General features: G+C 63.7%; 14 protein-coding genes. 9 read left to right on the top strand and 5 right to left on the bottom strand.

Annotation, left to right across the window (positions count from 1 at the left end; genetic code table 11):
- Positions 1-19 precede the first annotated feature (19 nt).
- The 5 genes from cobT to ASD31_RS00995 all read left to right on the top strand — a co-directional run bounded on the left by cobT (position 20) and on the right by ASD31_RS00995 (position 5,663).
- Positions 20-1,036: a nicotinate-nucleotide--dimethylbenzimidazole phosphoribosyltransferase gene (cobT, locus tag ASD31_RS01015; protein WP_056329248.1), complete on the top strand. Its 1,017-nt coding sequence runs from the start codon at positions 20-22 to the stop codon at positions 1,034-1,036.
- 259 nt (positions 1,037-1,295) lie between these two features.
- Positions 1,296-1,712, top strand: a complete 417-nt coding sequence (locus ASD31_RS01010) for a diacylglycerol kinase (protein ID WP_056328245.1) — start codon at positions 1,296-1,298, stop codon at positions 1,710-1,712.
- 141 nt (positions 1,713-1,853) lie between these two features.
- Complete coding sequence (locus tag ASD31_RS01005; protein ID WP_056329245.1) at positions 1,854-2,885, top strand: iron ABC transporter substrate-binding protein; 1,032 nt, start codon at positions 1,854-1,856, stop codon at positions 2,883-2,885.
- 223 nt (positions 2,886-3,108) lie between these two features.
- Complete coding sequence (locus ASD31_RS01000; protein WP_156392480.1) at positions 3,109-4,608, top strand: ABC transporter permease; 1,500 nt, start codon at positions 3,109-3,111, stop codon at positions 4,606-4,608.
- Positions 4,605-5,663, top strand: coding sequence for an ABC transporter ATP-binding protein (locus tag ASD31_RS00995; RefSeq protein WP_056328242.1), 1,059 nt, complete (start codon positions 4,605-4,607; stop codon positions 5,661-5,663). Before ASD31_RS01000 ends, ASD31_RS00995 begins: the two co-directional genes overlap by 4 nt.
- 61 nt (positions 5,664-5,724) lie before the next feature.
- On the opposite strand, the gene ASD31_RS00990 is transcribed toward ASD31_RS00995, so the two are convergent.
- Positions 5,725-7,260, bottom strand: a complete 1,536-nt coding sequence (locus tag ASD31_RS00990; protein WP_056328240.1) for a sensor histidine kinase — start codon at positions 7,258-7,260, stop codon at positions 5,725-5,727.
- Between the two features lie 133 nt (positions 7,261-7,393).
- Between ASD31_RS00990 and ASD31_RS00985 the strand changes: the two genes are divergently transcribed.
- From ASD31_RS00985 to ASD31_RS00975, 3 genes are all read left to right on the top strand, one after another.
- Positions 7,394-7,984 carry a thermonuclease family protein gene (locus tag ASD31_RS00985; protein WP_056328238.1) on the top strand — a complete coding sequence of 197 codons (591 nt, stop codon included), beginning with the start codon at positions 7,394-7,396 and terminating at the stop codon, positions 7,982-7,984.
- The gene (locus tag ASD31_RS00980) at positions 7,977-8,615 is read left to right on the top strand and encodes a uracil-DNA glycosylase family protein (RefSeq protein WP_056328236.1); all 639 of its coding nucleotides are present in this window, start codon (positions 7,977-7,979) and stop codon (positions 8,613-8,615) included. Before ASD31_RS00985 ends, ASD31_RS00980 begins: the two co-directional genes overlap by 8 nt.
- Positions 8,616-8,679: 64 nt before the next feature.
- Positions 8,680-9,168: an Lrp/AsnC family transcriptional regulator gene (locus tag ASD31_RS00975; RefSeq protein WP_056328235.1), complete on the top strand. Its 489-nt coding sequence runs from the start codon at positions 8,680-8,682 to the stop codon at positions 9,166-9,168.
- A gap of 15 nt (positions 9,169-9,183) precedes the next feature.
- On the opposite strand, the gene ASD31_RS00970 is transcribed toward ASD31_RS00975, so the two are convergent.
- The 4 genes from ASD31_RS00970 to ASD31_RS00955 all read right to left on the bottom strand — a co-directional run bounded on the left by ASD31_RS00970 (position 9,184) and on the right by ASD31_RS00955 (position 13,492).
- Positions 9,184-9,882, bottom strand: coding sequence for a DNA alkylation repair protein (locus ASD31_RS00970; RefSeq protein ID WP_413813772.1), 699 nt, complete (start codon positions 9,880-9,882; stop codon positions 9,184-9,186).
- Positions 9,879-10,748 (bottom strand): NAD(P)-dependent oxidoreductase, encoded by an 870-nt coding sequence (locus ASD31_RS00965; protein ID WP_056328233.1) that lies wholly within the window; start codon positions 10,746-10,748, stop codon positions 9,879-9,881. Before ASD31_RS00965 ends, ASD31_RS00970 begins: the two co-directional genes overlap by 4 nt.
- 200 nt (positions 10,749-10,948) lie before the next feature.
- Positions 10,949-12,520, bottom strand: a complete 1,572-nt coding sequence (locus tag ASD31_RS00960; protein WP_056328231.1) for a hypothetical protein — start codon at positions 12,518-12,520, stop codon at positions 10,949-10,951.
- Positions 12,521-12,676: 156 nt separating this feature from the next.
- On the bottom strand, positions 12,677-13,492 hold the full coding sequence (locus tag ASD31_RS00955) for a methyltransferase (RefSeq protein WP_056328229.1): 816 nt from the start codon (positions 13,490-13,492) through the stop codon (positions 12,677-12,679).
- A gap of 149 nt (positions 13,493-13,641) precedes the next feature.
- On the opposite strand from ASD31_RS00955, the gene ASD31_RS00950 reads away from it, so the two are divergent.
- A complete protein-coding gene (locus tag ASD31_RS00950; RefSeq protein WP_056328228.1) occupies positions 13,642-14,367 on the top strand; it encodes a DUF2270 domain-containing protein in 726 nt (241 codons plus the stop codon).
- The last annotated feature ends 71 nt before the right edge of the window (positions 14,368-14,438 follow it).

Genomic DNA, 14,438 nt, shown 5'->3' with positions numbered 1-14,438 from the left:
GATGATCAAGGATATTCCCATGAGTGCCAGCGGCCTGCCTTTCGACGATTTCCGCGAATTGCTGCGCAATCTTCCAGGCCCCGACAGCGCCGCCCTGATGGCGGCGCGCGAGCGCGACGCGCAGTTGACCAAGCCGCCCGGTGCGCTGGGGCGGCTGGAGGAGATCGCCTTCTGGCTGGCGGCCTGGACCGGCCGGCCGCCCGCCGTCAACCGGCCGCTGGTGGCAATTTTCGCCGGCAATCACGGCGTGACGAAACAGGGCGTGACGCCCTTTCCCTCATCGGTGACGGCGCAGATGGTGGAGAATTTCGCGGCCGGCGGCGCCGCCATCAACCAGATCTGCGTCAGCCATGATCTGGGGCTGAAGATATTCGATCTCGCGCTCGACTATCCGACGGGTGACATCACCGAGGAGGCGGCGCTGTCCGAGCGCGACTGCGCCGCCACCATGGCCTTCGGCATGGAGGCCGTGGCCGGCGGCACCGATCTGCTGTGCATCGGCGAAATGGGCATCGGCAATACGACGATCGCCGCGGCGATCAACCTGGCGCTCTACGGCGGGACGGCCGAGGATTGGGTCGGCCCGGGCACGGGATCGCAGGGCGAGGTGCTGGCCCGCAAGGTGGCTGCGGTGGAAAAGGCCGTGGCGCTGCATGCGGACCATCGTTCGGACCCGTTCGAAGTGCTGCGTCGCCTCGGCGGCCGCGAGATCGCCGCCATGGCCGGCGCGATCCTTGCCGCCCGCATGCAGAAAATCCCGGTGATCATCGACGGTTATGTGGCGACGACGGCGGCGGCGATCCTGAGGGCCGCCAATCCGTCGGCGCTCGATCATTGCCTGATCGGTCATGTCTCGGCAGAGCCCGGCCATATGAAGGCGATCGAGATGCTGGGCAAGACGCCGCTCCTGGCGCTCGGCATGCGGCTGGGCGAGGGCACGGGCGCGGCCCTTGCCGCCGGCATCGTCAAGGCCGCCGCCGCCTGCCATTCCGGCATGGCCACCTTCGCGCAGGCGGGGGTCAGCAACAAGGGGTGATGATTTGCGGGGTTTGCCGAGGGGGCGAATTCTCCCCGGTCGGCCATCGCATCCGTGAGGTGGGGATCGATCAAGCGGTCGATTCGCCTCGTGCCGGCCTAGGGCGACCGGTCAGGGCTTGATAGGCCCTGTGTTCTCACCTATTCGGAAGCGGCGGCCGCCATCGCGAATCGCTGCGCGCATGTCCATGTTCACGGCGCATTCAGGCTGATGTCAGTATCGCCTGCTCTTTGCCGATTTTAGAGAACGCGGGGCACGCATGGTTTCGGACGAGGGCACGATTGGAATGGGCAGTGAAAAGCCGGTAAAAAAGCTGACGGGCGTCCGGCATTTCTTTGCCGCCGCGACCTATTCCTTCGGCGGTGCCAAGCGCCTGCTCGGAGAAGCGGCGTTTCGCCACGAACTCGGCGCCTTCGTCGTCGTCCTCATCGCCTTTGCCCTGACCGGCGCGACCTTCTTCCAATATGTGGCGATGATCATCCTGTTTCTCCTGATGATCGCGTTCGAGGCGCTGAACACCGCCATCGAGGAGATCGTCGATCGCGTCTCGCCGGAGATTTCCGACATGGGCCGGAATGCCAAGGATCTCGGCTCGCTGGCCTGCCTCTGCCTGATCCTCGCCAATGGCGGATATGCGGCCTATGTGGTCGTGCTCTCGAAATTTTTCGGGTTCTAGCAAGGCCTGGGCCTAGCCGATAGAAGCCTGCGCGCTTTGCCGCGGCCGCGGTTTTCCCGCGACAATAAGTTGACGGATCAAATCAGGTATATATACCGAGACCGCCGGGCAGGAGGTCCGGTGGAGTTTCAAGAGGTGATCATGAACATTTCCCTTTCGGCCAGTGCCAATGCCTTTGCGCGCGCCGCGCTTTTCGCTGGCGTGTCGGTCGTTGCCTTCGGCTCTGTCTCGGCCAGCGCCGACGACATCGGAATCGTCGTCTACAATGCCCAGCATGAAAGCCTCGGCGTCGCCTGGGCCGAAGCCTTCACCAAGGAAACCGGCATCAAGGTGACGCTGCGCAAGGGCAAGGACATGGAGTTTGCCAACCAGATCGTCCAGGAGGGGGCTGCCTCGCCGGCCGATGTTTTCCTCACGGAAAATTCCCCCGCCATGTCGCTGGTCGATGGTGCCGGCCTGTTCGAACCGATCGCTGCCGAGACGCTGGCGCAGGTGCCCGAGAATTTCCGCCCCTCCAACGGTCATTGGGTCGGCGTTGCCGCCCGTTCGACGGTGTTCGTCTATGACAAGGCCAAGCTGAACGCCGAAACACTGCCGAAGTCGATGCTCGATCTTGCCGATCCGGAATGGAAGGGCCGCTGGGGCGCCTCGCCGTCGGGCGCCGATTTCCAGGCGATTGTCAGCGCCCTCCTGGCGCTCAAGGGCGAAGAGGTGACCGCTTCCTGGCTGAAGGCGATGAAAGAAAATGCCACGCCCTACAAGGGCAATTCCGCCGCGATGAAGGGCGCCAATGCCGGCGAAGTCGAAGGCGCGCTGATCTACCATTATTATTATTTCGGCGATCAGGCGAAGACCGGCGAAAACAGCGGCAATGTCGCGCAGCATTATTTCAAGAACCAGGATCCGGGCGCCTTCGTCAGCATTTCCGGCGGCGGCGTGCTTGCTTCCAGCCAGCACAAGGAAGATGCGCAGAAATTCCTTGCCTGGGTGACCGGCAAGGGTGGCCAGGCGATCCTGCGTGAAGGCACCTCGTTCGAATATGCCGTCGGCGAAGGCGAGGCATCACATTCGTCGCTGACGCCGCTTTCGGAACTGGATTATCCGAAGGTCGATCCGGCGACGCTCAACAGCGCCAAGGTGACAGAATTGATGACGGCGGCCGGCCTGCTGTGATAGGCAGCGCCTGAGCACCGTCAAACCTGAGCGGAAATCTCCGCTTAGGGTTCATCATCCGGTCTACCGGTAGCATTCGCAGGCGCTCGACGGGCGGCTGCGAATATCCTTTTTGGTTTGAAAGCAGACAATTTTGAGCGCCACCGCGTTGGATGCCGATTCGCCCCTTGCCGTCAGGCGGCTGATTGCCGCCGCGCGGGGCAGGCGCGTGGCCTATCCGTGGATGACCGCCATTGCGGCGCTGGTATCGCTCATCAGCCTCGTGCCGCTCGGCTTCATCGTCGTCATCACCTTCCAGACAGGATGGGACACGGCGGTCGCGCTGGTGTTCCGCGGCCGTGTCGGCCAGCTTCTGGTCAATACCGTCCTTCTGGAACTCTGCACCGTTCCGCTGACGATCCTGCTCTCGGTCTCGCTCGCCTGGCTGACCGAACGCACCGATCTGCCCGGCGCGCGGATCTGGGCGCTTCTGGCGGTCGCGCCGCTTGCTGTGCCGGCCTTCGTCCACAGTTATGCGTGGATCAGCCTGCTGCCCGGCCTCAAAGGCCTCGCCGGCGGCGTGTTGGTCTCGGTGCTTGCCTATTTCCCGTTTCTCTACCTGCCGGTCGCGGCCCAGCTTCGCCGCCTCGATCCGGCGATCGAGGATGCGGCGGCTTCGCTCGGCCTGACGCCCCGGCAGGTGTTCTTTCGAGCGATTCTGCCGCAGCTGCGGCTGGCAATCTGCGGCGGCTCGCTGCTGGTCGGCCTGCATCTGCTTGCCGAATACGGCCTCTATGTGATGATCCGTTTCGACACGTTTTCGACGGCGATCGTCGATCAGTTCCAGTCCGCCTTCAACGGGCCGGCGGCCAATATGTTGGGCGGCGTGCTGGTGGCGTGCTGCCTGGTGCTTCTCGCGCTGGAGGCCTTTTTGCGCGGTGACGAGCGCTATGCCCGTATCGGGTCCGGCGCGGCGCGGCCGGCGGACCGGCGCAGGCTTGGCCGGATGCTGGTGCCGGCGCTCGCGCTGAATGTCGCGACAGCGGCGCTGGCGCTCGGCGTGCCCTTCGTGACGCTGACGCGCTGGCTCTATCTGGGCGGCATCGAAATCTGGCGGCTGGACCTTGTCGGCGGTGCCTTCACGCAGACGCTGGTACTGGCGATCGCCGGAGGACTCATGGCGACGATCGCGGCGATCCCGATGGCCTGGCTGTCGGTCCGGGCCCCCGGCCGGCTGCAGCGGCTTTTCGAGGCCTGCCATTATTATGTCGGGTCGCTTCCCGGCGTGGTGGTGGCGCTGGCGCTGGTGACCATTACCGTGCGTCTGTTCCTGCCGCTCTACCAGACCTTCGCGACGCTGTTTCTCGCCTATGGCATGTTGTTCCTGCCGCGCGCGCTCGTCGGCCTGCGCGCCAGCATCGCCCAAGCGCCGGTGGAACTGGAGCGCGCTGCCATGGCGCTGGGGCGCACGCCCTTCCAGGCGGTGCGTCAGACGACGATGCGGCTGGCAGCCCCCGGCGTCGCGGCAAGCACCGCACTGGTGGCGCTCGGCATCACCAATGAACTGACGGCGACACTGATGCTTTCGCCGAACGGCGTGGAGACGCTGGCGACGAAATTCTGGTCGCTGACCAGCGAGATCGACTATGTCGCCGCCGCTCCCTATGCGCTGATGATGGTGCTCCTGTCGTTGCCGCTTACCTTCCTTCTCCATGTTCAAGCCAGGCGGGCGACCGGACAATGACCTTTCTGACCCTTGACGGTATCAGCAAAACCTATGGCGAGACGGTGGCGCTCGACGCGATCCGCATGGAGATCGAGGCGGGCGGGCGCACGGCGATCGTCGGGCCCTCGGGTTCAGGCAAGACGACGCTCCTGCGCATCATCGCCGGTTTCGAGACGCCGGATCGCGGCTCGCTGGTGCTCGAGGACCGGGTGCTTGCCGATGATACCAGCTTCGTCCCGGCGCACCGGCGCGGCATCGGCATCGTTTCCCAGGACGGCGCGCTGTTTCCGCACCTGACCGTCGCCGACAATATCGGCTTCGGGCTTTCGCGCAATGCTGCCGGCCGCAAGGAGCGCATCACTGAGCTGATGGACATGGTGGAACTCGATGCGGTGATGGCGGAGCGCCGTCCGCATCAGCTGTCGGGTGGTCAGCAGCAGCGGGTGGCGCTTGCACGGGCGCTTGCGCTGCGACCGCGGCTGATGCTGCTCGACGAACCGTTTTCCTCGCTCGACACGGGCCTGCGCGACACGATGCGACGCACCGTAGCCCGGGTGCTGCGCGCCGCCGGCGCCACCGCGATCCTGGTCACGCACGACCAGGCGGAGGCGCTCTCCTTCGCCGACCAGGTGGCGGTGTTGCGGCAGGGCCGGCTCGTGCAGTTCGGGCCACCGCGGCGGCTCTACAGCAAGCCGGTCGATCGGGAGACTGCCGCTTTTCTCGGCGAGGCCATCCTGCTGGAGGCCGATATTGCCGATGGCCGTGCCGCCTGCGCGCTCGGGCCGCTGCCGGTCGATGCTGGCACAAGGGCAGGGCAGGCGACGATCATGCTGCGTCCCGAACAGATACGGCTGACCGCGGTGCCGGCCGACAAGGTGCTGCAGGTGCCGGTCGGACGGGTCGATGATGTGGAGTTCGGCGGCGGCGACTGCATGGTGCTGGTGAAGATCGACGGCTTGAAGACCGGCATGCCGGTGTTCCTGTCGATCCGCTGCGCCGGCTTCGAGGTTCCCGAACCCGGCGACCGGGTGGCGATCACCGTGCATGGCACGGCCCATGTGCTTTCCAACTGAAATTGCTGGCCGACTTAAAATTGCTTTGTGATTGAAAGCTGTTGGCCGACTGAAGAGTTGTTCAGGCGAAGCTTTTCCTGCGGCGGAAGACGGCCGGGGCGTCTTCGACGGCGGGCAGGCTCTGCAGCACGCGCTTGGACGGCAGGATGGCGATTGCCTCGGTCCCCTCGCGAAGCTTGGAGCGCAGGATGAATTCGCCATTGTGCTTGGCGAGGATGGCCTGGACGATGGGCAGGCCGAGGCCGGTGCCCTGTTCGGCGCTCTTGATGGCAATGGAGCCCTGACCGAAGGCCGACAGGACGATGGGGATTTCGTCTTCCGGAATGCCAGGTCCGTTGTCCCTGATCGACAGATATTGCCCGCCGCCGGCCGTCCAGCCGGCCTTGACCGAAATCTCGCCGCCGGAAGGCGTGAATTTAACCGCATTCGACAGGAGATTGAGCGTGACCTGGCGCATGGCCTTCTCATCCACCCAGACCGCCGGCATGCCCTGTTCGAACTGTTCGGTAATGGAGATGTTCTTGGTGCGGGCCTTGAGTTGCACCATGCCGATGCAATCCTCGGTGATTTCCACCAGATGGATGGCTTCCTCGTTGAGATCGTATTTGCCGGCCTCGATGCGCGACAGGTCGAGGATTTCGTTGATGAGATCGAGCAGGTGCTGGCCCGAGCGATGGATATCGCCGGTATATTCCTTGTAGATCGGATTGCTGAGGGGACCGAGAACCTCGGTCGACATCACCTCGGAGAAGCCGAGGATGGCGTTGAGCGGCGTGCGCAATTCATGCGACATGGACGCAAGGAAACGGGATTTGGCCAGGTTGGCCTCTTCGGCGCGGCGGCGCGCCTCGTCGGACATGGACTTGGCGACTTCAAGCTCGGCGATGAGATCGTCCTTCTCCGACTGGACGGAGAGGATATGCACATTGGCGCGGTGCATGCGGTTGGTCATGAAGATGAGGAAGACGAGCAAGGACGAGACCACCGCCGTCAGGGCCAGATAGGCGGGGCTTGCGGTGCGGGCGGCAAGGCCGGCGAGCACCAGTATGACCGGAACGAAGGTGACGAGCAGGCCATTGCGCAGAAGGAAGGTGCCCATGGCTGTCGCGGCGAGCGCAATGAGCAGGACCGCGGCCTTGAAGAAGCTGAATCCGGCCTCGCCGCACTGGCCGCAATCGCGCAGCAGGAAGGCCGCCCAGCAGATGCCGAACAGAGCCTGGACAAACAGGAAGCGGCGGCGCCAATAGGCCACCTTGTCGGCGGCGATCTCGCTCGCCTTTGCCCGGCGCGCCAGGAAGATGCCGATCGCATGGACGCAGAGCGCCATGATGCCCCAGACGAGGAGATCCAGGCTCTGCGACAGATAGATGCCGAGGCCGGTGACCAGAAACAGGAAGAACGGCATGGCGACGGCGCCCTGCAGCATCGAATCGATGTACAGTCCGAGCATGTCCTTGTCGAAGCCGGCGAAATTGGATGGACCGGCCTGCAGCTTCTCCCGGGTCGTACGCACGGCTTTCGACACAGCCGTGTTGCGATGGCTGCGCGATTTGTCGACGATAATCTTGTCGGTGGAGGTGCTGACGCCCTTGCTCATGGTCCCGGACACGTTCATGGAATTTGTTGAACTTTAAGGTTGAATCCTTAAGAAGTTGCTGCATTCGGCGGGAAACCGCGCGCTGCATCGAGCCCGGACGGCCGCATGCGCGCAAGGGACAAATGGGAAAGGCATGGCGCGAATCCTCCGCGATATTCTGCTCGTGACGCTGATCCTGCTGACGGCCGGGCTTGTCATCGTGCGCCTGGACGAGGCCGGGCAGGCAAGCCTTGCGGGCAGGGCGCGCGTCGTCGATGGCGATACGCTAGTGCTTGGCGCAGAGCGCATAAGACTGAGCGGCATCGACGCGCCCGAACTGCGGCAGGTCTGCCGGCGGGACGAGAGCGACTGGCCTTGCGGCACGGTTGCCCGCGATCATCTGGCCGGGCTGATCGGCGACGCGGATATGCGCTGCAAGACGGGCGGTGACGATCGCTACGGGCGGCGCCTCGCCACCTGCATTGCCGACGGCCGCGACCTCAATGCCGCGATGGTCCGGGCCGGCCATGCGCTGGCATTCGGCGGCTACGAGGCGGAGGAGGAGGCCGCGCGCTCAAGGAAGCTTGGCCTGTGGGCCGGCACGTTCGACGCGCCACGGACATGGCGGCGGACCCATGGCGGAATGGACGAGGCCCCCCATATTGTGGAGGACTGGCTGGACGCGATGATTGCGCGGGCGGCCGAAACGACAAGGACGATCCTTGTAGGCTGGTGGAATGGATGACAACGTGACGGACGGGCTGGACGCCCTGCGTATGGCAGTGGCGGCGTGCCGGATTTGCCGCGACAATCCGGCGCGCGGGGCCGAATACCGGCTGCCGCACGAGCCGAGACCGGTGGCGGTGATCTCGTCCGCCGCCCGCATCCTGATTGCCGGACAGGCGCCAGGCCTGCGCGTGCACGAGAGCGGCTTGCCTTTCGATGATGCCTCCGGCAACAGGCTTCGCCAGTGGCTCGGCGTGACGCGGGAAGAGTTTTACGATCCCGGAAATTTCGCCATCGTGCCGATGGGCTTCTGTTTTCCCGGCTATGACGCGCATGGCAGCGACCTGCCGCCCCGGCGCGAATGCGCGCCGCGCTGGCGTTCCGAGGTCATCGAAGCGATGCCGCAGGTCGAACTGGTGCTTGCCATCGGCCAGTATGCTCAGAGTTGGCATCTTGGCGAGCGGCGGGCCGCGACGATGACCGAAACGGTGCGCGACTGGCGCAGCCATCTCGGCAGCAACAGCAGCCTGGCGGTACTTGCCATGCCGCATCCGAGCTGGCGCAACACATCCTGGCTGAAGAAGAATCCATGGTTCGAGACGGACCTGCTGCCGGTGTTGCAGGAACGGGTGGGAAAATTGATTTCTTGAAACAATATTCTTTCATTTGCCAAATTTGACGCTATAAAGAGAAAAATATTCGAAGAGGTTTGTCATGGATCGTCTTGATCGCAAAATCCTGCGGCTGCTGCAGGAGGATTCCACGCTTGCAGTTGCCGATCTCGCCAAGAAGGTCGGCCTGTCGACGACGCCGTGCTGGCGGCGCATCCAGAAGATGGAAGAGGACGGCGTGATCCGCGGCCGGGTGGCGCTGCTCGATCCGGTAAAGGTCAATACCAAGGTGACCGTCTTCGTTTCCATCCGCACCAATACCCATTCGGTCGAATGGCTGCGGCGGTTTTCCGAAGTGGTTGGGGATTTCCCCGAAGTGGTGGAATTCTACCGGATGAGCGGCGACGTGGATTATCTGTTGCGCGTCGTCGTGCCGGATATCGCCGCCTATGACGCCTTCTACAAGCGGATGATCGCCCGGATCGAGATCCGCGACGTGTCCTCGGCCTTCGCCATGGAACAGATCAAATATACGACCCAGCTGCCGCTCGACTACATGATGATCGACCAGGCGAAATCCGGCGAGGATTGAGGCGTCTTGCGGGCGTCAGTCCCGCAGCTTTTGCAGAACGGCGCTGCCTGTCAGTTCGCGTGCTGCGTCCCGGCCGATCCATCGTGCTGTCCTATCGGGCAGGGTCGCCAGTTTTTGCGCCAGCGCCAATGCCGGCGCGTGGCAATGGGCATTGCGCTTGCCGATCTGACGCAGCGCCCAGTTCACCGCCTTCTTGACGAAGTTGCGTTCGTCGCCGGCATGCGCTTCAACCAGCGGCAGCCAGGCAAGTAGGGTTTCGTCCGGCTCGTTCTTTAGATGAACGGCGCTGACGGCCATTATGGAGAAGGCCATTCGTCGAACGAACTCCCGCCCGTCGGCGGCGAGTTCCGGCACAAGGATCGCCTCCAGCCGCGCCGCGACAAACAGATCGGCGACGCCATCGACAATTTCCCAGGAATTGCATCCAGCCGCCCATTTGCGCGCGGTGTCGAGTGTCAGTTTATCCGGTTCGGCGGTGAAGGCGGCGAGCAGGCGCGCTTCGCGAATGCCGCTTTCCCAAAGCGCAAGCGCGCGCGGCTGATCGCGTTTTATCCGTCGTGCGATCCTTCGTAACTTGGCGTTGGAAATACCCAGCGCCGTGCCGGTTTCGACGCCGAACCGGGACAATGCCGCGACGGCGTCGGGCGCCTGCAAGGATTGCAGATGGGCAATGATGACGCCCGCCGGGGAGGAGGGCGTCAGCGCTGGAATCACTTCTCCAGCCGCGCCAGAAGCGAGGATGTATCCCAGCGGTTGCCGCCGAGCGCCTGCACATCGGCGTAGAACTGGTCGACCAGGGCGGTGACCGGGAGGCTGGCGCCGTTGGCACGGGCTTCGGAAAGCAGGATGCCGAGATCCTTGCGCATCCAGTCGACGGCGAAGCCGAAATCATATTTGCCGGTGTTCATGGTCTTGTGGCGGTTTTCCATCTGCCAGGAGCCGGCGGCGCCCTTGGAGATGACCTCGACGACCTTTTCGATATCGAGGCCGGCCTTCTTGCCGAAATGGATGCCTTCCGCGAGCCCCTGGACGAGGCCGGCGATGCAGATCTGGTTGACCATCTTGGTCAGCTGGCCGCTGCCGGCCGGCCCCATCAGGCCGACCATGCGGGCATAGGCGTCGATGACCGGTCTTGCCCGCTCGAAAACCTCCGGCGTGCCGCCGCACATCACCGTCAGCACGCCGTTTTCGGCGCCCGCCTGGCCGCCGGAGACCGGAGCGTCGATGAAATGGGCGCCACGCGCCGTTGCGGCCGCGTCAAGCTCGCGGGCGACTTCGGCCGAAGCGGTGGTGTTGTCGATGAAGATCGCGCCGGATTTCAGGCTCTCGAAGGCGCCGTCCTTGCCGGTCGTCACCGCCCGCAGATCGTCGTCATTGCCGACGCAGGAGAAGACGAAATCGGCGCCATCGGCGGCTTGCGCCGGCGTCGGCGCCGCGCGCCCGCCGAATTCGGCCGCCCATTTTTCCGCCTTCGCGCCCGTGCGGTTATAGACCGTAAGGTCGTGGCCGCCCTTGACCCGCAGATGACCGGCCATCGGATAACCCATGACACCCAGACCGATGAACGCGACTTTCGCCATTTCCGGTATTCCCCCTGCAAATTCCGTGTCATCGAGCTTTAGCCGATGCGGCCGGGACGCGGAAGAGGGTAAAAATGGCGGATGGTGCAAATGGCCGTGAAACGGAGCCGGGCGCCGCGTGAGAGGCAAAGCTGGCGGGCAGACTGGAACGACAATGGACGGCCGGTTGGCGGCCGCCCTCTATCCTTGCGGGCAATGTCTCAGGCTGCGACCTGAGCCTGGAGGGCCGGGACGACGGCTGCGGCATCGGGATTGTCGGGCAGGTACCAGGAGCTTTCCCCCAGGCTGTTGGATATGTCGATCCACAGGCGGCGCAGGCGGCGTACATGCAGGTCGTCGGCGATCCAGCGCAGCACATGCTCGGCGGCCTGGGCGCTATCGGTCCCCTGGATGCGCAGCCGCGCCCAGAGGCAATAATCATCCGCCCCGACCTTGGCCGCCTGTTGGGCATCGACCTTGACGAGCCCGGTATCGGCGATTTGAAGCGTCTTTTTCAGGCCGCTGGTGGGCGCGAAGAGTATTCCGGCGCAGATTTCGTCGAAGGCGGGAACCGACTGGCGGCTGCTGATCGCCCGCTCGAGATCGAAGATCGTGCGGATATTCATTTCCCGGAAGATGAGGAATTTCTCCAGGCCGAGGATGTGGCAGAGCTGGGCCTGGGCGACCCAGTCGAAGGTCTGGTAGATGCCGTAGGGCGATTCGATATGCAGCATGATCGGATTGTAGGTGGCGAGATTCTGCACGTCGTAGATGCCGCATTCCTCCAGCCGGAAGCGGGTTTCGTAGTCGATGCCATCGATAACGTCGAGCGAGGTGATCTTGCTGACCTCGACAAAGCGGTCGTCGGTGGTCTTGATCCAGGTGATCAGCGACTGGAACTTGACCAGCAGGAATTTGGTGGCGCTCTGTGGCAGGAGACCAAGAAGGGGTGCGAGGCCGTACCAGACGGGTTGGATATGGGTGTCCGTATTGGCGACGGCAGCGCCCGGCAGTATCCCCGCGACGGCCGCGAAAGGATCGCGCAGCAGGGCGAAGAGAACGATCGTGAAAATCACCGAGGCGACGACCTCGCCGGTTTGTCGCAGGAAACCGTAGGGCGAGAGATCGAAGACCGCAACGGCGCGCACGAAACTGCGGACCGCGGCGATATAGGCGCCGGCAAAGGCCAGCGAACCGATGGCCGCCAGTTGCGCCCAGCTTCCGTAGGTTGCGCCGGGGGCGCAACCTGTCGTCCCCAGGCCGCAGAGGAGCGTGGCGTTGAGGGCGGAGAAGCCGAAATAGACGAGGATGACCAGCCCGATGGAGGAGTAGAACAGCCGGCGATCGGCAAACGAACCGAAGCCGCCGACATTTCTGAGGATCCAATCTATCTGCTCGACATCGTTGAGCCTGTCGAAGGTCTCTCCGTCCGCCTTGGTGATCCTCAGATCCGAGATATATTTCGACTTGACGAATTCGAAGGACGGATTGGTGGCGATCCTCGCATCCCGCGTGGAATTTGCCTCCGGCCTGGGCAGGATTTGCGGCAGTTGCGCGGCCGGCGTTACCGCTTGCGGCGGATCCCGGGCCGCATTAGGATCGAAGGCACGCAGGAAATCCTTGATCGACTGCAGCCGCCTCAAGCGCACCTCGTGGCGGGCAAAGAGAATAAGCAGCGGCGTCATCAGGGCGAAAAGAACGGCGACCGGGTCCAGCCCGACGTAATCCCTGATCGTAGAGACGATAAGACCGAAGAGACCGCCGGCCTCCTTGAACCATGCCAGATTGTCCATGAAGCTTCCCCCTCTTTCGAAGGAAAGCTTATGGCCGCATGGCAGGCATCGTCCATAAATCGGCCACATCAAAGGATTGCAAAATCTACCGGAGGTTGCAATGTGGCCTTATATTTTTGCTGTCCCGTCAAAGGCGGGTTGAAACGGTGTTTTACGTCAGCCGCGGAAACGAGCGATCACCAGGTGCCCGGCGATCGGCTCGCCCTCTTCCTTGCGCACGGTGATGTCTGTCATTTCGAGAAGGTCGAAGCCGGTGGCGTCGAGGCGTTCGCGGACATAGGCCGGTGCGTGGGCGAAACGTTGGTGCGGGCCGACCATGAAGGGGCGACCGGCGAAGCTCTCGTCGGGCAGGGTTTCGCTGGAGAAAATCAGGAGCCCGCCGGCATTGATGTTTTCGGCGACGCCGAAAAACAGCGCTTCCAGCGCGCCGAGATAGGGCAGGACATCCGTGGCGGTGACGAGATCGAAGGGCGCGTCGTCATTGTCCTCGAGGAAATCGACCACTTCGGCGACATAGAGGGTCTCGTAGAGATCCTTTTCATGGGCGATCTCGACCATGTTTTCCGACAGGTCGATACCGGTGATGTCGTCCGCCATGTCGCGCAGAGCGCCGCCGGTGAGGCCGGTGCCGCAGCCGAGATCGAGCATACGGGCGAAGGGGCCGAGACTGAGGGCCTGCAGCCGCTGGCGCACCAGCAGCGGCACGTGATAATCGAGTTGCTCGACGAGCACATCTTCGAAAACCTCCGCATGCTGATCGAACAGGGTCGTGACATAGGCGTCCGGCGCCTTGTCGGGCGTCTCGCCGCGTCCCATCGAGGCAATGCGCACGGCGGCGCCGCCGTGATCGTCCGGATCGATCGCCAGGACCTCTTCATAGGCCTTGACCGCCGCATCGACATCGCCCGATTTTTCGAGCGCAAGGGCGCGGTTATAGGCCTGCGCGAGGGCTTCTTCGTCGATCTTCTGCATGCGGCGTCTTTACGGCGCGGGCGCGGTTTTGGCAATGCAAAAACCGGGTGCAAAAACCGGAAATGCTGCATGGCCGGCCCCCGAAGACGTTTCTCCCTCGCCGAATCGGGTGCATGATCGGATGGATCACTACTGCGGAGGAAGAGACCATGGCTGCGGAACTCAATCCGACCGGGCTCCTGAAAGACGATGCCCAACCGAAGAGCCCGGCCTTGCCGGCGACATCGTCGGAGACGATCAGCGCGCTCACCCATTATTATCGCGGCGAGATGGGCCGCATGGCCGGCTGGCGCGACCGCATCGACCGGACCTCGAACTGGGCGATCACCGTGGTCGCCGCGCTTCTCTCGGTCTCGCTGTCGACGCCGGCCTCGCATCACGGCGTACTTCTGTTTGCCATGCTGCTGGTGACGCTGCTTCTGTTCATCGAGGCCCGACGCTACCGGTTCTTCGACGTCTACCGGGCGCGCGTGCGCCAGATCGAGCGCGGCTATTTCGCCGAGATGCTCTCCCCGCAGGCGGGTTTCACGGCCAACTGGGCAACGCCGATCGCCGAAAGTCTGCGCCGGCCGGCCTTCCTGATGAGCTATCGGGAAGCCTTCTTCCGGCGGCTGAGGCGCAATTATTGCTGGATGTACCTGATCCTGCTGCTCGCCTGGGGCCTGAAAATCTCCTCGCCGATCCTGCAGGCGGACGGAAGCGCGACGGATCATGTGCGCTCCCTTGCCGGTGCCGCCGCACGGGCGGCGCTCGGGCCGGTTTCCGGCTGGCTGGTGATTGCCGTCGTCGGTCTGTTCTATGCCGCGATCGCCTTCGCATCGTTGCACAGGGAACCGGGCGAGGGGGAACTGGCCCATGGGGAGGTGCATGTCTGAGGGCTGCTGATGGCAGATACAGGATTTCTCGTTTGCGATTGTCGTCCGCGGCTGCTTTGATCGCTTCTTTC

The organism is Rhizobium sp. Root482 (assembly GCF_001426565.1).
Lineage (GTDB): Bacteria > Pseudomonadota > Alphaproteobacteria > Rhizobiales > Rhizobiaceae > Pararhizobium.
Note: the sequence above shows the minus strand (reverse complement) of the source record. Positions and strands in the feature narration are given on the sequence as shown.

Coding starts and splice junctions, on each gene's coding strand:
- cobT (WP_056329248.1), top strand. CDS start 20: ATGAGTGCCAGCGGCCTGCCTTTCGACGATTTCCGCGAATTGCTGCGC.
- ASD31_RS01010 (WP_056328245.1), top strand. CDS start 1,296: ATGGTTTCGGACGAGGGCACGATTGGAATGGGCAGTGAAAAGCCGGTA.
- ASD31_RS01005 (WP_056329245.1), top strand. CDS start 1,854: ATGAACATTTCCCTTTCGGCCAGTGCCAATGCCTTTGCGCGCGCCGCG.
- ASD31_RS01000 (WP_156392480.1), top strand. CDS start 3,109: ATGACCGCCATTGCGGCGCTGGTATCGCTCATCAGCCTCGTGCCGCTC.
- ASD31_RS00995 (WP_056328242.1), top strand. CDS start 4,605: ATGACCTTTCTGACCCTTGACGGTATCAGCAAAACCTATGGCGAGACG.
- ASD31_RS00990 (WP_056328240.1), bottom strand. CDS start 7,260: ATGAGCAAGGGCGTCAGCACCTCCACCGACAAGATTATCGTCGACAAA.
- ASD31_RS00985 (WP_056328238.1), top strand. CDS start 7,394: ATGGCGCGAATCCTCCGCGATATTCTGCTCGTGACGCTGATCCTGCTG.
- ASD31_RS00980 (WP_056328236.1), top strand. CDS start 7,977: ATGGATGACAACGTGACGGACGGGCTGGACGCCCTGCGTATGGCAGTG.
- ASD31_RS00975 (WP_056328235.1), top strand. CDS start 8,680: ATGGATCGTCTTGATCGCAAAATCCTGCGGCTGCTGCAGGAGGATTCC.
- ASD31_RS00965 (WP_056328233.1), bottom strand. CDS start 10,748: ATGGCGAAAGTCGCGTTCATCGGTCTGGGTGTCATGGGTTATCCGATG.
- ASD31_RS00960 (WP_056328231.1), bottom strand. CDS start 12,520: ATGGACAATCTGGCATGGTTCAAGGAGGCCGGCGGTCTCTTCGGTCTT.
- ASD31_RS00955 (WP_056328229.1), bottom strand. CDS start 13,492: ATGCAGAAGATCGACGAAGAAGCCCTCGCGCAGGCCTATAACCGCGCC.
- ASD31_RS00950 (WP_056328228.1), top strand. CDS start 13,642: ATGGCTGCGGAACTCAATCCGACCGGGCTCCTGAAAGACGATGCCCAA.